This is a genomic window from Jeotgalibacillus marinus (assembly GCF_040801915.1).
Taxonomy (GTDB): domain Bacteria; phylum Bacillota; class Bacilli; order Bacillales; family Jeotgalibacillaceae; genus Jeotgalibacillus; species Jeotgalibacillus marinus.
This window is the reverse complement of record NZ_JBFMIA010000002.1, coordinates 166,348-184,932: the sequence shown is the minus strand read 5'-3', so window position 1 is coordinate 184,932 and position 18,585 is coordinate 166,348. Positions and strand designations below refer to the sequence as shown.

Annotated in this window: 21 protein-coding genes and 1 riboswitch; of the genes, 12 read left to right on the top strand and 9 right to left on the bottom strand. The window is 39.2% G+C overall.

Annotated elements, in window-relative coordinates; genetic code table 11:
* Positions 1–10: 10 nt before the first annotated feature.
* On the bottom strand, positions 11–355 hold the full coding sequence (locus tag AB1471_RS03900) for an ArsR/SmtB family transcription factor (protein WP_367778670.1): 345 nt from the start codon (positions 353–355) through the stop codon (positions 11–13).
* 231 nt (positions 356–586) lie between these two features.
* Here AB1471_RS03900 and proC point away from each other — a divergent pair, with 231 nt between their 5' ends.
* Together proC and AB1471_RS03890 are read left to right on the top strand one after the other, a co-directional pair.
* Positions 587–1,393, top strand: a complete 807-nt coding sequence (gene proC, locus AB1471_RS03895) for a pyrroline-5-carboxylate reductase (RefSeq protein ID WP_367778290.1) — start codon at positions 587–589, stop codon at positions 1,391–1,393.
* Positions 1,394–1,618: 225 nt separating this feature from the next.
* Positions 1,619–2,044: a YhfM domain-containing protein gene (locus tag AB1471_RS03890; RefSeq protein WP_367778289.1), complete on the top strand. Its 426-nt coding sequence runs from the start codon at positions 1,619–1,621 to the stop codon at positions 2,042–2,044.
* Between the two features lie 160 nt (positions 2,045–2,204).
* On the opposite strand, the gene AB1471_RS03885 is transcribed toward AB1471_RS03890, so the two are convergent.
* The 7 genes from AB1471_RS03885 to AB1471_RS03855 all read right to left on the bottom strand — a co-directional run bounded on the left by AB1471_RS03885 (position 2,205) and on the right by AB1471_RS03855 (position 9,725).
* Positions 2,205–3,734 (bottom strand): FAD-dependent oxidoreductase, encoded by a 1,530-nt coding sequence (locus AB1471_RS03885; RefSeq protein WP_367778288.1) that lies wholly within the window; start codon positions 3,732–3,734, stop codon positions 2,205–2,207.
* A gap of 131 nt (positions 3,735–3,865) precedes the next feature.
* Entirely contained in the window at positions 3,866–4,237 is a 372-nt protein-coding gene (locus AB1471_RS03880) for a hypothetical protein (protein ID WP_367778287.1), read from the bottom strand.
* 111 nt (positions 4,238–4,348) lie between these two features.
* The gene (locus tag AB1471_RS03875) at positions 4,349–5,899 is read right to left on the bottom strand and encodes an ABC-F family ATP-binding cassette domain-containing protein (RefSeq protein WP_367778286.1); all 1,551 of its coding nucleotides are present in this window, start codon (positions 5,897–5,899) and stop codon (positions 4,349–4,351) included.
* 200 nt (positions 5,900–6,099) lie between these two features.
* Positions 6,100–6,858 carry an energy-coupling factor transporter transmembrane component T family protein gene (locus AB1471_RS03870; RefSeq protein ID WP_367778285.1) on the bottom strand — a complete coding sequence of 253 codons (759 nt, stop codon included), beginning with the start codon at positions 6,856–6,858 and terminating at the stop codon, positions 6,100–6,102.
* On the bottom strand, positions 6,839–8,515 hold the full coding sequence (locus AB1471_RS03865; RefSeq protein ID WP_367778284.1) for an ABC transporter ATP-binding protein: 1,677 nt from the start codon (positions 8,513–8,515) through the stop codon (positions 6,839–6,841). The genes AB1471_RS03870 and AB1471_RS03865 overlap by 20 nt, the downstream gene beginning before the upstream one ends.
* The gene (locus tag AB1471_RS03860) at positions 8,499–9,089 is read right to left on the bottom strand and encodes an ECF transporter S component (protein WP_367778283.1); all 591 of its coding nucleotides are present in this window, start codon (positions 9,087–9,089) and stop codon (positions 8,499–8,501) included. Before AB1471_RS03860 ends, AB1471_RS03865 begins: the two co-directional genes overlap by 17 nt.
* Positions 9,090–9,725, bottom strand: coding sequence for a YkoF family thiamine/hydroxymethylpyrimidine-binding protein (locus AB1471_RS03855; protein ID WP_367778282.1), 636 nt, complete (start codon positions 9,723–9,725; stop codon positions 9,090–9,092).
* A 108-nt stretch (positions 9,726–9,833) separates the two neighbouring features.
* Positions 9,834–9,940, bottom strand: a riboswitch (TPP riboswitch).
* 156 nt (positions 9,941–10,096) lie between these two features.
* Between AB1471_RS03855 and AB1471_RS03850 the strand changes: the two genes are divergently transcribed.
* Genes AB1471_RS03850 through AB1471_RS03840 form a run of 3 tightly spaced genes read left to right on the top strand, consistent with a single transcriptional unit; the run spans position 10,097 to position 12,366 of the window.
* Positions 10,097–10,561, top strand: a complete 465-nt coding sequence (locus tag AB1471_RS03850) for a MarR family winged helix-turn-helix transcriptional regulator (RefSeq protein WP_367778281.1) — start codon at positions 10,097–10,099, stop codon at positions 10,559–10,561.
* The gene (locus AB1471_RS03845) at positions 10,558–11,940 is read left to right on the top strand and encodes an MATE family efflux transporter (protein ID WP_367778280.1); all 1,383 of its coding nucleotides are present in this window, start codon (positions 10,558–10,560) and stop codon (positions 11,938–11,940) included. The genes AB1471_RS03850 and AB1471_RS03845 overlap by 4 nt, the downstream gene beginning before the upstream one ends.
* 39 nt (positions 11,941–11,979) lie before the next feature.
* The gene (locus AB1471_RS03840; RefSeq protein WP_367778279.1) at positions 11,980–12,366 is read left to right on the top strand and encodes a VOC family protein; all 387 of its coding nucleotides are present in this window, start codon (positions 11,980–11,982) and stop codon (positions 12,364–12,366) included.
* A 127-nt stretch (positions 12,367–12,493) separates the two neighbouring features.
* Here the strand turns inward: AB1471_RS03840 and AB1471_RS03835 are convergent, their stop codons facing one another.
* Positions 12,494–12,664, bottom strand: coding sequence for an SE1832 family protein (locus AB1471_RS03835; RefSeq protein WP_367778278.1), 171 nt, complete (start codon positions 12,662–12,664; stop codon positions 12,494–12,496).
* A gap of 323 nt (positions 12,665–12,987) precedes the next feature.
* On the opposite strand from AB1471_RS03835, the gene AB1471_RS03830 reads away from it, so the two are divergent.
* The 7 genes from AB1471_RS03830 to AB1471_RS03805 all read left to right on the top strand — a co-directional run bounded on the left by AB1471_RS03830 (position 12,988) and on the right by AB1471_RS03805 (position 18,473).
* Positions 12,988–13,659 (top strand): oxidoreductase, encoded by a 672-nt coding sequence (locus tag AB1471_RS03830; protein WP_367778277.1) that lies wholly within the window; start codon positions 12,988–12,990, stop codon positions 13,657–13,659.
* Positions 13,660–14,134: 475 nt separating this feature from the next.
* Positions 14,135–14,425, top strand: a complete 291-nt coding sequence (locus AB1471_RS03825) for a hypothetical protein (protein WP_367778276.1) — start codon at positions 14,135–14,137, stop codon at positions 14,423–14,425.
* Positions 14,426–14,697: 272 nt separating this feature from the next.
* On the top strand, positions 14,698–15,180 hold the full coding sequence (ybaK, locus tag AB1471_RS03820) for a Cys-tRNA(Pro) deacylase (protein WP_367778275.1): 483 nt from the start codon (positions 14,698–14,700) through the stop codon (positions 15,178–15,180).
* Positions 15,181–15,423: 243 nt separating this feature from the next.
* Positions 15,424–16,077, top strand: a complete 654-nt coding sequence (locus AB1471_RS03815) for a YczE/YyaS/YitT family protein (protein ID WP_367778274.1) — start codon at positions 15,424–15,426, stop codon at positions 16,075–16,077.
* Positions 16,078–16,196: 119 nt separating this feature from the next.
* Positions 16,197–17,345: an acyl-CoA dehydrogenase family protein gene (locus AB1471_RS03810; RefSeq protein ID WP_437342326.1), complete on the top strand. Its 1,149-nt coding sequence runs from the start codon at positions 16,197–16,199 to the stop codon at positions 17,343–17,345.
* A gap of 692 nt (positions 17,346–18,037) precedes the next feature.
* Complete coding sequence (locus AB1471_RS18490; protein WP_496350328.1) at positions 18,038–18,157, top strand: hypothetical protein; 120 nt, start codon at positions 18,038–18,040, stop codon at positions 18,155–18,157.
* A gap of 85 nt (positions 18,158–18,242) precedes the next feature.
* On the top strand, positions 18,243–18,473 hold the full coding sequence (locus AB1471_RS03805) for a helix-turn-helix domain-containing protein (RefSeq protein WP_367778273.1): 231 nt from the start codon (positions 18,243–18,245) through the stop codon (positions 18,471–18,473).
* Positions 18,474–18,585 lie beyond the last annotated feature (112 nt).

Sequence of the window (18,585 nt, the reverse complement as noted above, 5' to 3'; positions counted from 1 at the left end):
CTCCTTCAACTTACTCACAGGAAATTCGTTTTCCTTTTTTAATTAGCTCTTCTAAATGATGTTCTTGAACAGGCAGGTGATGAAGGACGCTTTGAATCATGTCATAGCTTTCGAACGCTTCGTTTAGTGAATAAACGATCCATTGTCCTCTGCGTTGCTCTTTAATCATGCCAATGTCCTTCATTTTACGAACGTGCTGGCTGACAGAAGGCTGGCTCATGTCAAATATCTCAACGAATTCACAGACACAGCAATCATGGTCCGCTAAAATACGTAGCATCGTTAACCGTGTTTTATCACCCATCAGCTTAAGTGCCGTTGCTGCTTTATCGATTGAAATGGCTTCTTTTGCGATCAACTGCGTTCACCTCCGAAAATGAGTTGTTTCTTAATCCATAATTAGTATATAGGCATATAATTATATAAGCAACTGATATATTTCATCTTTACATATTCTTAATAAAATTGTTTGTTCAAATGACAACTTTAATGCATTAATATAAAAGAAATAATTGCATCTATTCGCTTTTCCTTCATTGATCTTATATTCTTTTAAATAAAGAGGCTTAATAGGAGGTAATTCTTAATGATACGAAAGATTGGTTTTATAGGATGCGGAAAAATGGCTCAAGCGATGATCGCCGGAATGATACGCTCTGAAATGGTTCCAGCTGCATCTATTATTGTCAGTTCAAAAACAGCAGCTACACGAGAAAAAGTAGCATTACAATATGGGGCTAAAACAGTCCCATCTAATAAAGAAGTAGCGCAGCAAGCGAATATCTTATTTCTTGGCGTGACACCTAACTTGCACCAAGAAATTATTGAAGAAGTACGAGACTTGATTGCAGAGGACGTCATTATTGTGACGATTGCAGCTGGCTTAACGACTGAAGACATTTCAACAATGTTCAATAAAAACATCAAAGTTGTACGTACCATGCCGAATACGCCGTCACTTGTTGGAGAGGGTATGAGTGCTATGTGTGCGAACGACAGGGTGACAGAGGAAGAGCTTTGTGAAATTAAAAAGCTATTTGGATCATTTGGAGAAGTTGAAATTATTTCAGAAGCGTTAATGGATTCGATTCCTTCTATAAGTGGCTCTTCACCGGCTTATGTTTACATGATGATAGAAGCAATGGCTGATGGTGGGGTAAAGCAAGGATTAAAACGGGATCAAGCCTATCGTTTAGCGGCACAAGCTGTTTTAGGTGCGGCGAAAATGGTGCTAGATACTGAGCTTCATCCTGGCACGCTCAAAGACCAAGTTTGTTCTCCGGGTGGCGCGACAATCGCAGCTGTTTCTAGACTTGAGGAAGAAAGGTTCCGTGGTGCGATCTTAAGTGCGATGGAAAGCTGTACCGCTAAAGTAAAAGAATTGGGTAAATAAGAAAAAATCCTTTAGGTTAACGTAAGGTTAATCTAAAGGGTTTTTTAGTTAGTTGCTAGTTAAATAACTCTAATATTATTTGAATTTGACGAACGATTACTCTATAATATTGGTAAAAAATGAGAGGTTGTATATTTGGTTAATTATGGTTTATTCCATTAAAGAGCAGGGTTGCTGAAGAAGATATATAAAGATAAATGTAATCAAAATAATCAGGGGGATCATATGAAAAAATTGTTATTATTATTATTATTTTCTTCTTTATGTGCCATTACCTTTATTGGCTTCCAAATTTATCTGAACAAAGAAATGACCTTATTGGGTACTATAACCGAGGTTTCGATTTCTGAGTCTGAAGGATATGGAGGAATAAATGATAATTTCTTTGTTTCCTTTAAAAAAACAGAAACAGTATCAAATTTCGAAGACATTATGAAGAGTGCAAAAAGAAAACGTGAGGATGTAAATAGAGAAAAACCTGACTATGATATTTTAGTTCAATATCAAGATGATAACTATCACTTACTTCACCTATTACTAGGAAATGAAGGAGAAGAAAGCGCATTTATGTATATGGGTTATGAACATGTTTACTATATAACCCCAGACGCGACAAAAGAATTAAGGCAAATCATCAATGTAGAAGATTAATGCAAGATATTAATATTAAACAAACAAGAGTTTTAATGGTATAAGAAAGGGAACTTTTATTAAAGAAAGTTCCCTTATTTTTGTTCCAATATCAACAATAATCTTTTATTGTTGGAAACTGAAATTTATCTGTGAGAAAGAAATTAGCAATACATGTTTACTAACCTTCACATCCATCCGTTTTAATGACCTCAAGAGGCTTCATAGCTGGACCTTCCAATATCTCACCTTTAATAGTAAAACGGGATCCGTGACACGGGCAATCCCATGATTTTTCAGATGAATTCCAGTTCACAGAACAACCTAGATGCGTACACGTTGTATCAACAGCGTGTACGTTACCACTTTCATCTTTGTAAGCACCAATTTGTTGACCATTCCAATTAACATGTGCACCTGCACCAAGCGGCAGCTGTTTTAAAGTGATCACAGGTATTTCTAATTTGCTTTTAACAAAATGTTTGACTACATCACTGTTGATCGAGATCACTTTTTTCAATGCAGGATCAGCATGAAACCGACTTGGATCAAACAGGTCAGATGAAGGTGTAGAAGTTCCAAGAATGCGCTCACTAATAAGATGAGCCGCCATCGTTCCTTGCGTCATGCCCCATTTGCGAAAACCAGTGGCAACCAATATTCGGGGGTGACGATTCGAAATTGCTCCGATGTAGGGAAGCTTATCAAGCGTCGTATAGTCTTGGGAAGACCATCGATACGTAAAATCAACTTTTCCTAAATGAGTGGAGGTGAATTTTTGTAACACATCAAAATGATGGTCCGTTGGCTCACCCTGACCTGTCGAGTGAGGCTCGCCACCAACAAGGATACCGCGCGAACCGTCCATCGAGAAGAAACGAATGGACCGAACCGTTTGGTCAATCGAAATATACATTCCACCAGGATCTTTTTCTTTCCAATGACCTGCCATCAAATAAGATCGTTCAGGTTTCATTTTGGCGAAATAAAGTCCCATCCCATCGTAAAAGGGAAAATGACTGGCTACAACGACATGCTGACATGTTAATACGTGTCCATTTTCCATGGTGACTTGTATTTCTTGTCCTTCCTGAATATCAACAGCTTTCGTTTGTTCATGGAGCTTTCCACCCATTTCCACAATTTCTTCAACCATGGCAGAAATGTAACGAGTCGGGTGAAATTGTGCTTGGTTTGGCATGATGAGCGCTCCATCACAGTGAATATCGAAAGGAAGCTTAGATGCATGTTTGTAGGGGATATCCAGTTTATCATAGGCATGTTGTTCTTTTTCGAGTTGCTGAATAGTTGCTTCACTGTCAGCATAAATCCATGCGTCTTGTGTTTCGAAATCGCATTCCCACTGCTTTTGTGAGACGGTATTACGAATCCAGTCAATAGCTTGCTGATTTTTTTCATAAAAGGAACGCGCACCCTCAAGGCCGAAATGGTGTAGGAGCTCATCATAAATGGCTCCATGTTGCGCAGTTATTTTTGCTGTAGTATGGCCAGTCGTTCCTGATACGATCTCACTTGCTTCAACGACTGTTACACGTACGCCTTTTTGACAAAGAAGGTATGCAGTTGTGATGCCGGCGATTCCACCACCGACTACCACTACATCTGTCTCTCTACTTTCAGAAAGTGGGGGATGATCAGGCAATTTTGCTGTTAAGCGCCAATAAGCTTCTTGTTCACTTTTTTTATGCATAAGGAAACAACCTTTCTTTTGATAAATATTTCCTTAGTATGGCAATGAATGGAGGTTTTATGAGTGATTTTGCTATTTTATCTAACTAAAAAAAGAAGTCCTACACATCAATGGCGTGTAGGACTTCTTTATTAAATAAGATTATTTTTTTCATACATGATAAACCCTTTTTCAGTTAATGTCCGTAGTTCCTCAAACAACGTTAGATCCGGTTTCTTAAAGTTAAAACAAGATTTTCCGTGCATCCGTTTCTTTAAGTCATCTGAAATTTCTTCAAGTAGCTCTGGGTAAATGTAAACAGGCATTAGATGAAAGCTGACGTAATTTTTCTTGATTTGAACCGCACCGAAAAACACATTTTTTTTATTATGTTCCATGATGGTGTTTGAATCTAAATAGAAATCATTTTCCGTATCTTTTTTCAATACCAAATCTTGTTCATGACGGACTAAAATGTTCTTTAGCTGTTCAAAGGTTTCATTAAATGTAGAGTTGGTTTCCATTCATCATTCACCTCTCGTAGGATGGGGGGAATTTAGTCAAATCACATCATTGATTGGTTAGGCGGAAAAGATGTAAAACTTCCTTATTTAACAAAGAGTTTATTTTTGAGTTTAAAGGTTATTCGACCAGTTTTCCACATTCCACGTTGTTGTTGCCCAGTCTTCGTAAAATTCTGGTTCGTGGCAAACGAGAATGATTGTACCTTTGTATGCTTTTAGTGCGCGTTTTAATTCTTCTTTTGCTGTAACGTCAAGGTGGTTGGTAGGCTCATCAAAAAGTAACCAGTTGCTTTCATGCATCATAAGTTTGCATAAACGAACTTTTGCTTGTTCACCACCGCTTAGTTGATTCATTTGGCGAGTAATGTGTTCGTTTTTCAATCCGCAACGAGCAAGTGCAGAACGAACTTGGTTTTGATCCATTGAAGGAAACTCATTCCACACGTCGTCAATGGGTGTGATGGGTCTTGCTTTAAGCTCTTGTTCAAAATAAGAAGGGTAAAGGAAATCTCCATGAATGACTTTCCCGCCAAGTGGGTTGATTTTCCCCATAATCGTTTTTAATAAAGTTGATTTACCGACCCCATTACAACCGACAACAGCAATTTTTTCGCCACGTTCAATCGTCACATTGAGCTTAGGTAGTAGTGGTTGGTCATAGCCAATTTCAAGTTCTTCAGCTTCAATGACAAAACGACTGCTTCCACGTGATTCTTTAAAGTCAAACGTTGGTTTAACGGCTGTTTCAGGACGGTCAATTCGTTCGATTCGGTCCAATTGTTTTTGACGACTTTTCGCACGGCCTGTAGTCGAGTAACGTGCTTTGTTTTTTGCGATAAAGCTTTCTTGCTTTTTAATGAATTCCTGCTGCTTTTCGTACGCGTTGATATGCTGATTTTTATTTAGTTCAGCCAACTCTAAAAATTTATCATATGTCGCTGTGTAGCGATTCATTTTCGTAAATTCTAAGTGGAGAATAATATCCACGATGCCATTCATAAACGAAGTATCATGTGAGATAAGTAAAAATGCATGCGGATATTCTTTTAAATACATTGACAGCCAATGGATGTGTTCTACATCCAAATAGTTTGTAGGCTCATCCAATAACAAAACTTTAGGCTTTTCTAAAAGTAGTTTCGCAAGTAATACTTTTGTACGTTGACCACCACTAAGTGCAGCAACGTCGCGATCTAAACCAATCGCATCAAGACCTAAACCACGTGCAACTTCTTCGATTTTTAAATCTAACGAATAGAAATCACCTGCGTCTAGCGAATCTTGAACTTCAGCCATTTCTTCAAGCAACTGCTCGAGCTCTTCTGGCGTTGCATCAGCCATTTTTGATGTGATGTCATTTAGCTCTTCTTCCTTTTTAAACAAGGGAAGGTATGCATCTCGAAGTGTATCACGCATCGATCTCCCAGGTGCTAACCTCGTATGTTGGTCCAGGTAACCGTAGTGTGTGCCTGGTAGCCATTCTACTTTTCCTTCATCGTGTATGAGCTCACCGGTTAAAATGCTCATTAACGTGGATTTGCCAACGCCATTCGCTCCAACAAGTCCAATATGTTCTCCATCTAAAAGGCGAAACGATACGTCTTTAAAGAGCGTACGATCACCGAACGTATGTCCAACTTTTTCTACATTTAAAACACTCATTTGTGTAAATTCCTCCGATATTCATAAAGATCTCACTCCATCATACGGCATTTTACGGTTTCATCCTAGCAGAAAATCTTTCTAGGGGGGAGGTAAACAGTGGATGACTTAAAATCAATGCATGCTCTTTTAATATATAATAGAAGAAAAGGGAAAGTTCTTCTTTGATATTGTAGATCAGGTAGGGTGTTAAAAAATCTTTACACAATCAAATTAGAAACAGCATAAGAGAGGGCAAATAATCCTACCATCAATCCCACAAATAAAGCATCCCGTCTTTTGACTTGAATAGTTCGATACCAGTGGGTACGCGGTTCTCCAGTGAAACCTTTTGATTCCATGGCAATTGCAGTGCGCTCTGCTTTTCGGATCGCGCTTGCTAAAAGAGGGATGACAAAGCTTTTCCACTGTGACAAGCGTTCTTTCCATGTACGTGGTCGGCCAACTCCTCGTATTTGTTGTGCGCGTTGCATAATGTGAAATTCCTCTTTGATCAAAGGCAAAAATTGATAGCCAGCCATAATCCCATAGACCAAACGAGATGGGAGTTTAAGTTGCTGCATTAAACTCAGCATCATGACAGTTGGCTTTGTCGTTAAAACGAACAGTAGGGAAAGAGCTGAAAACAGGATGACCCGCAATCCAAGTGCTGCACTTCTAGCGAGCGATTCTTCTGTTAAACTGAGCCAGCCCCACTGCCAAAGCATCGTTTCATTTGCCATCAGTGCTTTATTTGGAAATAACATGGCGGTCCATACATAGCCAATTGCCATAAAGAGAAATGGCGCAGTGAGCAGTGCCCACGTTTTCCATGAAATACGAGCCAGCGTGAAAGTAATAAGGATAAGACCGAACCAAAAAAAGAGATAAAGAAACGGGTCCAAAAAAAACGCTAGAACGACAATCATGAATAGTGTTGTCAGCATTTTAATCGATGGGTTAATGGTGTGTAGCCACACGTGGCAGACCTCCTAACCACGTACGCAATTTCACAGAGGAGGGTAGAACGAGCCCGTGCTGTTCCAACGTTTCTTCTCCGAGTTGCCAAAGTGATGATGTCGGACCTTGAAAAATCTTTTTTCCGTCTGATAAAAGCAACGTACGATCAGCAACTTCCTGAACAAGCTCCATATCGTGGGTAACCATAACAGTCGTTTTTCCTTGCTGTTTTCTTTCTTGAATCATGCCAACAAGGTTTTTTAATGACTTTGCATCCTGTCCATAGGTTGGTTCATCCAATAAAAGAAGTGTCTGGTCATCAATTGTCATACTCGCAACGCTTAACCTTCTTTTTTGTCCCTGGCTTAAAGAGAGAGGGTGGTGATCTTCATAACCTACTAGTCCGATTGATCGCAGCTGAGACTGAATTCGTTCTGACACAATTTCTTCAGGTAACCGTTTTAGTTTTAAGCCAAAGCCAACATCTTCTTTGACTGTATGCTCAACAAACTGATGCTCAGGATTTTGAAATACATAGCCAATTTGACTGCGAACCTCTTGTGAAGAAAGGTGTTCTAGAGGTTTTCCTTGGAGATAAACCTTCCCTGTATAGCGGTTAAAGAGACCTGCCAACAAAAGGGCGAGCGTACTTTTTCCAGCCCCATTATGGCCACAAAACGCAATGGTTTCTCCTTGTAAAATATCTAGATCAACATTTTGTAAAATGTCTTTCCCTTCAACTGAATACGTGAGTGCCTCTGCTTGGATTAAAGGAGGGGTGTTAGTCTCTTTTTTTGGCTTAATTTTGATCTTTTCGTGAAGTAGATCGCATTGTTGTTCGCTCGCATGCTTTTTCCAATGTTTTTCCTTTACATAAACGCACTGACCGTGGATCTTCTGCACTTGAATAAAGAGTGGAAGTGCAATCGTCAACTCTTCAAAAACGTCATAATGATCACTCAGAGCTTTATCCATCGGTTTATCCAATTGAATGCGTCCGTCTGTATCTAGCAATAAAGCGCGATCAATCCATTCGACCCAGCCATGAAGATCATGATCAATCACGATGATAGTTAAATCAAACGTTTGTTTTAATTCAAATAAACAAGCAATTAGCTCTCTTCTTGATAAAGGATCGATATTGGCGAACGGTTCATCTAGTAACAAGATCTCCGTTTTCATGGCGAGTAGACAAGCAAGGGCCACTCGCTGTTTTTGGCCACCAGATAATTGGTGAATCGTTCGTTGTTCAAACCCATCTAATCCGACGCTTGCTAAAGAAGTATGTATACGCTGAACCATTTCGGTCCTTGGTAAATGGAGATTTTCGAGTCCGAAAGCAATTTCTTCTTCAACGGTCGTCTGACAAAATTGGCTATCAGGATCTTGGAACATCACTCCAATCTTTTTGGATATGGACCCAGCAACCCAGTTGGTAGAGACTGTTCCGAACCATTTAATTCGTCCATCTATTACACCGTTTCCGTTTTCTGGTAGTATCCCGTTCATTAACATTGTTAAAGTGCTCTTGCCAGCGCCACTCGGTCCTGAAAGCAGTACACTGTCACCTTGATTTACTACAAAGGAAAGTTCATTTAAAACAGGATCAAGCTCTTCGGAATGTCGGTAGGTTACCTGGTCAAAAGAGATGACGACGTGATCAAGACGCTTCTTCATATGTATCCCTCTTTTTAGCGCGTGCAATGGCATAGCTGTTCAATACGCCTGTTTGATACAGCCCATCAGAAATCCATTTCCCGAGTAAACCAGCTAAAATGGCACCACTTGCTAAACGCAGCACGAACATAAGTGTGACATAACCTGAATCTAGCGCACCGTATCCTGAAATAAAATAGCTCCACGCAAAACTTGTAACAGACGACCCCATACCAGCAAGCATCAGTACCCAAACACTCCAACGTTTGTAGCGTGTTGCAGCAAAGACGGCTTCAGCTCCAGCACCTTGAACCATTGCGGTTACGATTAGCATTGGACCTGTTGCACTTCCGATTAACACCTCGACCGTACCAGCAATCGTTTCAGATAAAAATGCTGTACCTGGCTTACGAAGGATGTAAGCAGCGATAATCGAAACGATGAACCAAATACCAAAAATCCATTCATAGCCAATCGGTCCCATTATTCCGGCCATCACATTACCTAATTGAACGAATGCAAGATACACCACACCGAAGACAACCGCTAAAACAGACAAGACAATTATTTCAGAGAGCTTCCATTTAGCTAACATTTAATTTTCCTCTGATTTGTGAGAGGGACTATTGATGCTCATGTTTACTGTCATCACGATATGTGCGCTGTTACTTTTCTTGGCATTGTTAAAAACATCCTCTAATGTGTTAAAAACATCATGAATATCTCCATGAAGGCCGCTCGCATAGTGAACGCTTTTATTTAGTGTGCCGTGGTTTTTCGCCAACTCAACCTGATCCATGATGGTTTCCATATAATCTGGATCTCCCATTGGGTAAAGAGCAAATTGAGAAGAAACGTATTGTTTAAGATTTTTGACGTTGGGCTCATTTAAACGAATATTATCTTCTGCCATAAACGTGTCACCGTCAGAATCACCTGGGCAACCAACTGAAAATGTAGCAGTTAAAACGACATGAACACCTGTTTTCGTTGCGTGAAGAACCATTGCTTTGACCACGTCAAAAACGTGTTCTTCACGTCCTCGGACCAAGGTGCTCACATCGTCGGTGAAACGCCAAGTTTTCGAGGTATCTACTTTCTCAAAAGCTTCATTGATAAGAGAAACAAAGGAATCGGACATCGGGTGAAGAGAAAAGCGACAGCCGACAATTTGACTTGTTCCACATGCGATTCCTGTGCCTGGTGTTTCAGGTGATTGAGTATTTGACATATATAATTCCCCCTGATGATGTGTTTTTAGACAAAACAAAAAGCTGCATCCTTGAAAGGAAATGCAGCTACTTCATCATCAAGTCGGACGTTCGCCAGTTACTGTGAATGATGAGTCACCACACTTCCCCACGCCAGTATTATCTGGATCGGGTAATGAGGGATCGGAACAAAATGTTCTCATCACAGCCCTTACGAGCACCCCTAGTGTATCGACTTTCATATGCAGTTTGTTTGCCACGTTCATCATAATGGTTGATGTACTTCTTGTAAAGTAGCAAATTATACTTCTGCTCACGAAAGGTTGCTAATGCAACTACTTTTTTGCTATAATGGATTGCAGATGAAATAAACGGAATGGAGAGTATAAAGATGGAAAATCAACGATCATATGAATCGGCTGGACGGTGGCTGTCTACTGTTCATCGTTATGGATATATGCACTTAAGCAAAACTTTCGACGAGTATGGGCTCGGTGAGGGACAAGTGAAATTTTTGATGGTATTGTTCGAAAAAAAAGAGCAGACGCAGGAACAGATGGCGAATGTACTTAATATTGATAAGACGACTACGGCTCGCGCAGTGAAAAAACTTGAAGATGAGGGCTATGTAACAAGAAAACCTCATGCTACAGATCGACGCTCACACCTTGTCTGCTTAACAGCAAAAGCCTTGGACATGGAGCCGATGATCAGATCTATTTTGAAAGACTGGACCAATACATTAACAGAAGATTTTACGGATGAAGAAAAAGTCATTGTAGTTGGTCTTTTAAAAAGAATGGCCACAAATGCCATCGCTAAAATCAAACAAGAGGAAGGAGTGAAAGAAAAATGAAACAGCAAAGTACTCAGCTAGGAACGGATAAAATACCTAAACTTATGATGCGATTTTCGCTTCCGGCGTTTATAGGAATGTTCGTTATGGCATTATACAATATCGCAGATACATTTTATATCGCACGAGGCGTGGGCACACAAGCGGTAGCTGCACTTTCTATTTCTTTCCCGCTTCAATTGATCATCACAGCCTTTGCAGCAGCTATTGGAATTGGTGGAGCATCTATTATTTCTAGAAGACTTGGTGAGGGGAAATTAGGAAAAGCCAATGAAGTGTTCGGTCATGTTATGTGGCTCGTAGGGTTATTTAGTATAATAATGGTTGGATTGTCATTAAGCTTTTTGGATCCGATTTTAGTTGCATTTGGAGCAACACAGGATGTTCTTCCTTATGCGAGTGAATATATGTCAATCATTTTGTATGGTGCTCTTTTTCAAGCTTTTATGATGGCATCCAATAATATTGTTCGTTCTGAAGGAAATGCCAAAGTGGCCATGCTGACAATGATTATTTCAGCGGGATTGAACATCGTGCTGGATCCAATTTTTATTTTCTGGTTAGACATGGGGGTAGCTGGAGCAGCCATTGCAACCGTTATTTCACAAGCGGTAGGGGCAGTTTGGATATTCTTGTATTTCTGGACGGGAAAAAGCTCGCTTACGTTTAAATGGATTGGACTAGTGCCAAAGTTGAATGTTGTACAAGAGATTGTTGGGATTGGTTCAGCTACGTTTGTCCGTCAAGTAGCAGGAAGCTTTATGTTTATCGCTGTTAACTGGATGCTAGTGTTGCATGGTGGTGATACGGCTGTGGCGATTTTTGGAATCATTAATCGAATCATGATGTTCGCAATCATGCCCATGTTTGGAATTGTTCAAGGGATGCAGCCGATTATTGGCTACAACTATGGTGCCAAGCTTTATCATCGAGTGAGTGACACGTTAAAGCTTGGAATCATCATCTCAAGTGGACTGGCAACGTTTGTTTGGGTTGTAACGATGCTTTTCCCTGGAGCTATGATGTCTATTTTTTCAACTGATCCGACAGTGGTTAAAGGCGGAGAAGAAGCAATGCGTTGGGTATTCCTTGCCGCACCAATCATTGGTTTTCAAATGGTTTCGGGAGGTCTTTATCAAGCGCTCGGTAAGGCAAAAATATCGCTTGTATTATCAATGTCTAGACAGCTGGTATTCTTAATTCCGCTCGTGCTTATTTTACCATCCTTCTTCGGTTTGGTGGGTGTTTGGATCGCCTTTCCTATAGCGGATATTTTGTCATTTGTACTATCGCTGTTCTTCATTTGGAGAGATCGTTCAACCCTATTTCAAAAAGCACCTGCCCAGGAGAAATTGCGTGAGGTGGAAGTGAATGGATAGGTAAGAAGAAATTTGTGTATATGAAAGGGTGGAAAGTGAGTGCTTCATCATATTGAGTTGTATGTTTCCGATCTTGAACGAACAAGAGAATATTGGACTTGGTTATTAGATGAACTTGGCTATGAGTCATTTCAAAGCTGGGAACACGGATTTAGCTTAAAGCATGGTGATACTTACATTGTGTTTGTACAGGTTGACAAAGAACACTCAGAAGCTGGGTATCATCGCAAGCGAGTGGGGCTGAATCATTTGGCTTTTTATGCATCATCAAAAAAGCAAGTTGATTCACTTGCCGCTCAAATAAAAGGGCGGGGGGATCGTTTGTTGTATGAAGACCAGTACCCATATGCTGGTGGGCCTAGTCATTATGCTCTCTATGCGGAGGACCCTGACCGTATAAAAGTTGAAATTGTAGCACCTCTTTAAAGCGGATGTGCTCGTTTAACCTCGGTCGGCAAGAGACGTTGCTTACAAATAAATAATTCCTAAAGTTTTTATAATAAAAGAACGATGCTCAAAAAGTGCATCGTTCTTTTAACTTTATTAACTCCCCTTACAAGTGTAGTTTCCTCAGTTCCTCTAGTTCCGCTTCAATTATCACGAGTCTTTTTTCGGCAGATGTTGCATCAGCTCCAACTGATTCATGCTTTTCTAAATCATCCTGCGCACGAACGTATTCCATCTTTAACTCTATAATGCGTTGTTCAATTGTGTTTTTATCCAAGTTAATGCACCTCATTTAATCTATTTTTTTATTTAGTATAGCAAATGGCAGCTCGCTTTTTTTGTTGTATTAAAGATTCCTTAAAATGCAATCAAGTTTTCACTCAGACGCTTTACTTCCACTATCTTGCTTTCACTGAGTCCAACGGCTTATACTAATCTAGAATTGTATCAAGTAGTCCGTGAAGTTAGGAACAGAGAAAAACCAGATAAAAAGAGCGATATGCCTAGATTATGCGCATGTGATAATTTTGCATCATTTTACCCACTCTAATGGAGCCGGGTTAAATAAAAATAAATTGTACAGTAGGAGTGGTAATACATATGAATAAACGTACAGGAGCTGTTATTGGGGCAACTGGGTTAGTAGGGCAGGAGCTAGTCAAAGAGCTTTGTAGTCGAAATGAATATGAATCAATTATCGTGATTACAAGACGCTCTGTAGATCAACACCACCCTAAGATTAAAGTAAAAAAAATTGATTTCAACGATTTAGAGAGCGCAGACATTGGACCTGTAGATGATGTATTCTGTTGTTTAGGGACGACAATGAAACAAGCAAAATCAAAAGAAGCGTTTCGCCAAGTGGATTTGGATTATCCAATTCAATTTGCTTCGATTGCCAAAAAAAATAATGCACAACAATTCCTTGTTATTTCAGCAATAGGTGCCGATTCATCATCTATCTTTTTTTATAATCGTATAAAAGGCCTGTTGGAAGAACAATTAAAAGAAATGGACTTACCACGATTGCAAATTTTTCGACCATCACTCCTGGTTGGCGATCGAGAAGAATTCCGCTTAGGAGAAATAGTTGGTGCTAAAATGATGGGATTGATAGGTTGGACAATGGTTGGTCCGCTGCGTTCTTATCGCGCTATTCACGCGGAGCAAGTCGCACTTGCCATGGTTGAAAACGCCTTAATGCCACCAAGTAAAAAAGTTATCGTTCATAATTCAGCAGCTATTGAAAAAGTTGAACGTATAAAAGAATGATAATCACCAAATGCCGGGGCAAGTTATTTGCATTCCTACGAAGATATTAAACAAGAAAAAAGAATTCGAATCTGGAAGGTAATATCAACAATAATGTAGAAGAATAATTTATGACTATATTTTAGGATTAAGATGTATCGAAGCCTGAACGATTTTTTCAAATCATGGGAAGATGAACCTGGATCAACAAGTAAGGTTCTAAAATTTTGACTGACGAATCACACTGAATTCTATCCGTCATTATACGTTTTGAGCCATTTTTATCAAGGCTTAACAGATAATTTGTTAAGCCATAAAACGGGCGCTTTTCTTGAAAAAAGATGGCGTCTTTTTTGATAGTGCTTTACGGGATTTTCTCCCAGCTCGTAAAAGCGTAGGCTACACGCAATCTGTTCTTAAAGCATGTAATCCATCAGTGTAACTCATAAACTTCTTTTTAAAGTAGATTTTTTTATCCATGAAGGGGGTTGTTGTGATGTCGCATGAGGCTTTCGATTTTATCAACTATACGTTTATATTCTTTTTAGTCATTTCGATTGTTTTGTTTTTGATCGTTACTTTTTTTAGTAAGCATTTTAAGCTAATTAATTGGGTTACTGTTGTGGTCATTTCATTTATTTTTGTAGTGGTTTCTATGTTAGATCTTATCGTATTAGGCTATGCGGCAGATGAAATAAACCTAGAAATGTATGAAAATTCATATTTGTTTATAGCTATCGTTCTTTTGTCAGTCGTTAATATTGTTATTTCTTATAGAAAAAGATAGTAGAAGTGATCCTGTAGGATCTATCTGATGTCGTGCCACTCCAATTGGGATGGCTTTTCTGTTTTTAGGCACATGAAAAGGCAATTGGTAAAAAGTATTCAATATAAAATATAAACATTTCACAGAAATAATATTTCTTCTTATTAAGATTGATGATTTTAATTGTATTACACAAAACGAACGTTTTATGGTCTCTTCAACACTTTTGAAATCAAAGTATTCAAAATCAGCTATAATAAAACTATTTACACAATGGGATGGTGGTGATTGAGGTGGCAAAAAGCGCAAAGGGAAAAACGAATGCAATGAGGAAGCTGGATTCAAGCGGTATTATGTATGAAAGATTTCAATACGATATAGATGATGGATTGCTGGATGGCGCTTCCGTTGCGGTAAAAATAAACCGAACCGTTGAAGAAGTGTTTAAAACGCTTGTCACACATGGGTCTTCAAAGCAAGTTTATGTTTTCCTCGTGCCGGTGCAAAGAGAACTAAGTTTAAAAAAGGCAGCATCAGCAGTTGAAGAAAAGAAAATAGACATGGTGCCTGTCAAGGATATTCAATCCATAACAGGTTACATTAAAGGTGGTTGTTCGCCGATTGGCATGAAAAAAAAATATCCAACTTTTGTTGCTAACCAAGCTACAAACTTGTCTTCGATCATAGTAAGTGCAGGGCAAGTTGGGACCCAAGTCGAATTGAGTGTGTCGGATTTACTTCAAGTGACAGAGGCTAAACTAGTTGATTTAACTTAAGTAGTTAACAGTTTTAATAGAATAGGAAAAGAGCCCGACAAAAGCGGACTCTTTTAGTGATTTTTATCTCCCCGATGAATTGTCGCCCACAACAAGCTATAGGTCTCAGCCGATCTTCCTGTAGTATAACCTTCAAAAATTGTAAAAATTCTTTTACCCCTCATACAGTCATTTTGTGGTAAAGTGGAGCAATAGACCCTTAGGGGGGCGAATGAATTTTTGTAAGGAAAGAAGGTAGGATGGATGAGCCGGAACTATTTGTTACGTTGGCTCTTTTTTATGACAGGTCTTGTCCTGTTGGCACTTGGAGTTAGCTTAACAATAAAAGGACAACGCTTGGGTATAGGTCCTTGGGATGTTTTACATGTTGGATTATTTCAACAACTTGGTTTAACCGTAGGCACGTGGTCGATCATTATGGGGGTTCTCATTATCGGTGTAACCGTGATTGTGACAAAGAAGCCACCTCGAGTCGGAGCCGTTTTAAATATGGTGTTGATCGGAATTTTTATTGATGTATTTAATTTCTTGATTTCAGAACCCTCCACTTTGACCGGAGTTATAACGGTTTTTTGTATTGGTATCGTGGTGATGGGATATGGTGTAGGAATTTATGTTTCTGCCAATCTCGGTGCTGGTCCTAGAGACACGGTGATGATGATGATTGTAGAAAAAACAGGTTGGAGCATCAGTAAGGTTCGGAGAGGAATCGAGCTTGTCGTGCTAGTTATTGGCCTTTCCCTTGGAGGACCTGTTGGTGTTGGAACCCTCATTATGGCACTATTTCTTGGGTCAATTGTTAATGTGTCGTTACCGCAAAGCACCTTGCTACTTCAACGTTTGCTGGACCAAAATAATGCTACAAATGAGTCTCATTTAGCATCAAAAAAATTATAGAGAAAAGAGAAGCGGACATCGTGTTACGCTTCTTTTTTATTTAGTTAAAACATAGAATGGTAATTATGCATATTCTTAAGGTATACGGAAAGAAAACGATGTTAGACAGGAGTGGTTTTTTGTACGATTTCGTCCGCACTAACGAGCAAAGAGAAATGGTTCGAGAACTGGAAAAATTACGACCGCTTTTCAAAAAAAGAGAACCATTACTTGATCAATTAAATTCATTGCCAAAAGAAAATATAGATGCATTAAAAGGAATCGGCTATCATACCTTAACGCTTTCAAAACAATTTGGAGGACAGGGAATGGGGTTGTATTCATTTGTTCTTGGACAAGAGCTAATTGCAAAAGGAAGCGGAGCAACAGCGCTATCGATTGGTTGGCATGTTGGGAGTTTACTTGAATTTAGCGAAAAGCGTCATTGGAATAAAAATGTAACAGACTGGTTATTGGATAAGATTAAGCAAGGTGCGTTAATCAACACGGCATCGACTGAGAAAGGTGCAGGGAGCCCTATGCGCGGTGCGTTACCAGGGACAACTGCAACACAATCGGGCGATCATTGGGTGATTTCTGGTAAGAAGTCTTATACGTCATTAGCACCGTTAATTGATTATTTTTTTGTGACAGCAACAATCGAAAAATCACAAGAGATTGCTACTTTTGTTGTGCCGAGAGAAACAACAGGAGTCTCCATTCTAAAAACGTGGGATAGTGTAGGGATGAGGGGGACAGCGAGTCATGATCTTGTAATGGATAAAGTAGTTATTCCAAAAGACTTTATACTAAAAAGACATGATAAAAAAAGCAAACCGTGGACACCAGGTTGGCAACTTCATATCCCGGCTTGTTACATCGGGATTGCGGGAGCTGCAAGAGATGAAGCTGTTGAATTTGCTGCTTCCTACACACCAGCTTCACTTGGAAAACCAATTGGGTCAATGCCCAACATTCAACAGGAAATCGGCGAAATGGATATTCAATTGCTCAGTGCACGCCAAGTTCTATACCATGCCGCACAATCGTATGAGGAATCGAATGATAAAGAGCAACTTCGCGCGCTCCTTTCATCTGCTAAAGTTACCGTGACAAATGCAGCCATTGATATTGTGGATAAAGCGATGAGAATTGTTGGTCCACAAGCAATGTCACAAAAAAACCCGATGCAACGATACTACTTAGACGTTCGAATGGGTCTCCATAACCCGCCGATGGAAGACATGGTGAAAAAGACCTTTGGTGAGCAAGCGATAAAAACGATTTAAAGTTTACACAGAGACGGATTATTGAGGATGGAGAGAAAGTTAATCAAAATCGCTACTGTATTTGTTGATGGCATAATAAGGATGTGAATAAGCCGTTATCTGGAGATGCGCTTCTTGCTTACAGGAAATATAAATGATAAATTAAATGATTGGACGTGTTTTAATTGAATAGGAAGAACTACTGTCACAACAGCTGAAGTGGCAATCTACTTAGCTGTTTCTCAATATACAGTATTTAAATTTGTTAGAAATCGTGACATCCTTCAGTCAAGATTGGTAGACGAATTTTGTTTAAAATAGATAGCATTGATGAATGGATTAAAGAAAGAGAACAGGGTGGTATTGTATGATGAAGAACTACGATATTTATTTTCTCCATTTTTAGAATGGATGGTTGTTATTGTTCTTAGTATAGTAATAATATTATTTATGAAGCATGAACACGATGGAACTGAAAATATTTGGATCGTTATTACTTTTGGCATTACCTTAATATTACTAACAATCGTTCAAATTATTTCTATTATCTATCGGTTATATTGGTTTAATCGCATAGGACAATAATCTCACGGGAGAGACCTCCTTTCGATTTAGAATCATCTGACTATTTTTGTGACGCCTCGAGATATCTCTAGTGCGTACGCCGACCAGCAACCTCGTGTATAAGAGCTTTCCCTGAAGATAACCTTCTAATGGAGTCCCTCAAAGAATTGATGGCACGAAAACAGGTCGCGGCTGCTGAAGAAAAAAAGCTGTGGGAGTGTCAAGAATCCCCTATTGAAAGAATTTGTTATTTAAATCAACAGTTTTAGAAAGTGGAAATCAACTTTGGTAACGAATTCAGTGCCGACAAAAAATAATAAAAGGTTGACACAACATAGAAAAGGCGGATTATAAATGTTAAACAACGAGATAAACAACTTTGTAGGCAAAAAAATAAAAGAGTTAAGACAAGAAAAAGAGTTAACACAAATGGAATTATCTAAAATGATACGAGTTGATGAAAGTATATTAGCCTATTATGAAGAAGGTTTATTGGAATTAACGGTGTCTAAATTACATGCTTTAGCTGAGAATCTTGATGTTTCGTACTCTTTCTTTCTTCCAAAACAAAAGCGCGTGAAATAGGTGAAGTTAACATAACTAAGATTAGCAGAAGTAAAAACCCCCCTACACTTGTTCAAGGTGCAGGGGGGTTTTGGGTTGTTTTGAATTAGGATTGATCCAGATTGTAGCGCAT

Coding starts and splice junctions, on each gene's coding strand:
- AB1471_RS03860 (WP_367778283.1), bottom strand. CDS start 9,089: ATGTTAGCTAAATGGAAGCTCTCTGAAATAATTGTCTTGTCTGTTTTA.
- proC (WP_367778290.1), top strand. CDS start 587: ATGATACGAAAGATTGGTTTTATAGGATGCGGAAAAATGGCTCAAGCG.
- AB1471_RS03855 (WP_367778282.1), bottom strand. CDS start 9,725: ATGTCAAATACTCAATCACCTGAAACACCAGGCACAGGAATCGCATGT.
- AB1471_RS03825 (WP_367778276.1), top strand. CDS start 14,135: ATGTCGCATGAGGCTTTCGATTTTATCAACTATACGTTTATATTCTTT.
- AB1471_RS18490 (WP_496350328.1), top strand. CDS start 18,038: ATGGAGTCCCTCAAAGAATTGATGGCACGAAAACAGGTCGCGGCTGCT.
- AB1471_RS03805 (WP_367778273.1), top strand. CDS start 18,243: ATGTTAAACAACGAGATAAACAACTTTGTAGGCAAAAAAATAAAAGAG.
- AB1471_RS03865 (WP_367778284.1), bottom strand. CDS start 8,515: ATGAAGAAGCGTCTTGATCACGTCGTCATCTCTTTTGACCAGGTAACC.
- AB1471_RS03845 (WP_367778280.1), top strand. CDS start 10,558: ATGAAACAGCAAAGTACTCAGCTAGGAACGGATAAAATACCTAAACTT.
- AB1471_RS03885 (WP_367778288.1), bottom strand. CDS start 3,734: ATGCATAAAAAAAGTGAACAAGAAGCTTATTGGCGCTTAACAGCAAAA.
- AB1471_RS03880 (WP_367778287.1), bottom strand. CDS start 4,237: ATGGAAACCAACTCTACATTTAATGAAACCTTTGAACAGCTAAAGAAC.
- AB1471_RS03830 (WP_367778277.1), top strand. CDS start 12,988: ATGAATAAACGTACAGGAGCTGTTATTGGGGCAACTGGGTTAGTAGGG.
- AB1471_RS03850 (WP_367778281.1), top strand. CDS start 10,097: ATGGAAAATCAACGATCATATGAATCGGCTGGACGGTGGCTGTCTACT.
- AB1471_RS03890 (WP_367778289.1), top strand. CDS start 1,619: ATGAAAAAATTGTTATTATTATTATTATTTTCTTCTTTATGTGCCATT.
- AB1471_RS03875 (WP_367778286.1), bottom strand. CDS start 5,899: ATGAGTGTTTTAAATGTAGAAAAAGTTGGACATACGTTCGGTGATCGT.
- AB1471_RS03815 (WP_367778274.1), top strand. CDS start 15,424: ATGAGCCGGAACTATTTGTTACGTTGGCTCTTTTTTATGACAGGTCTT.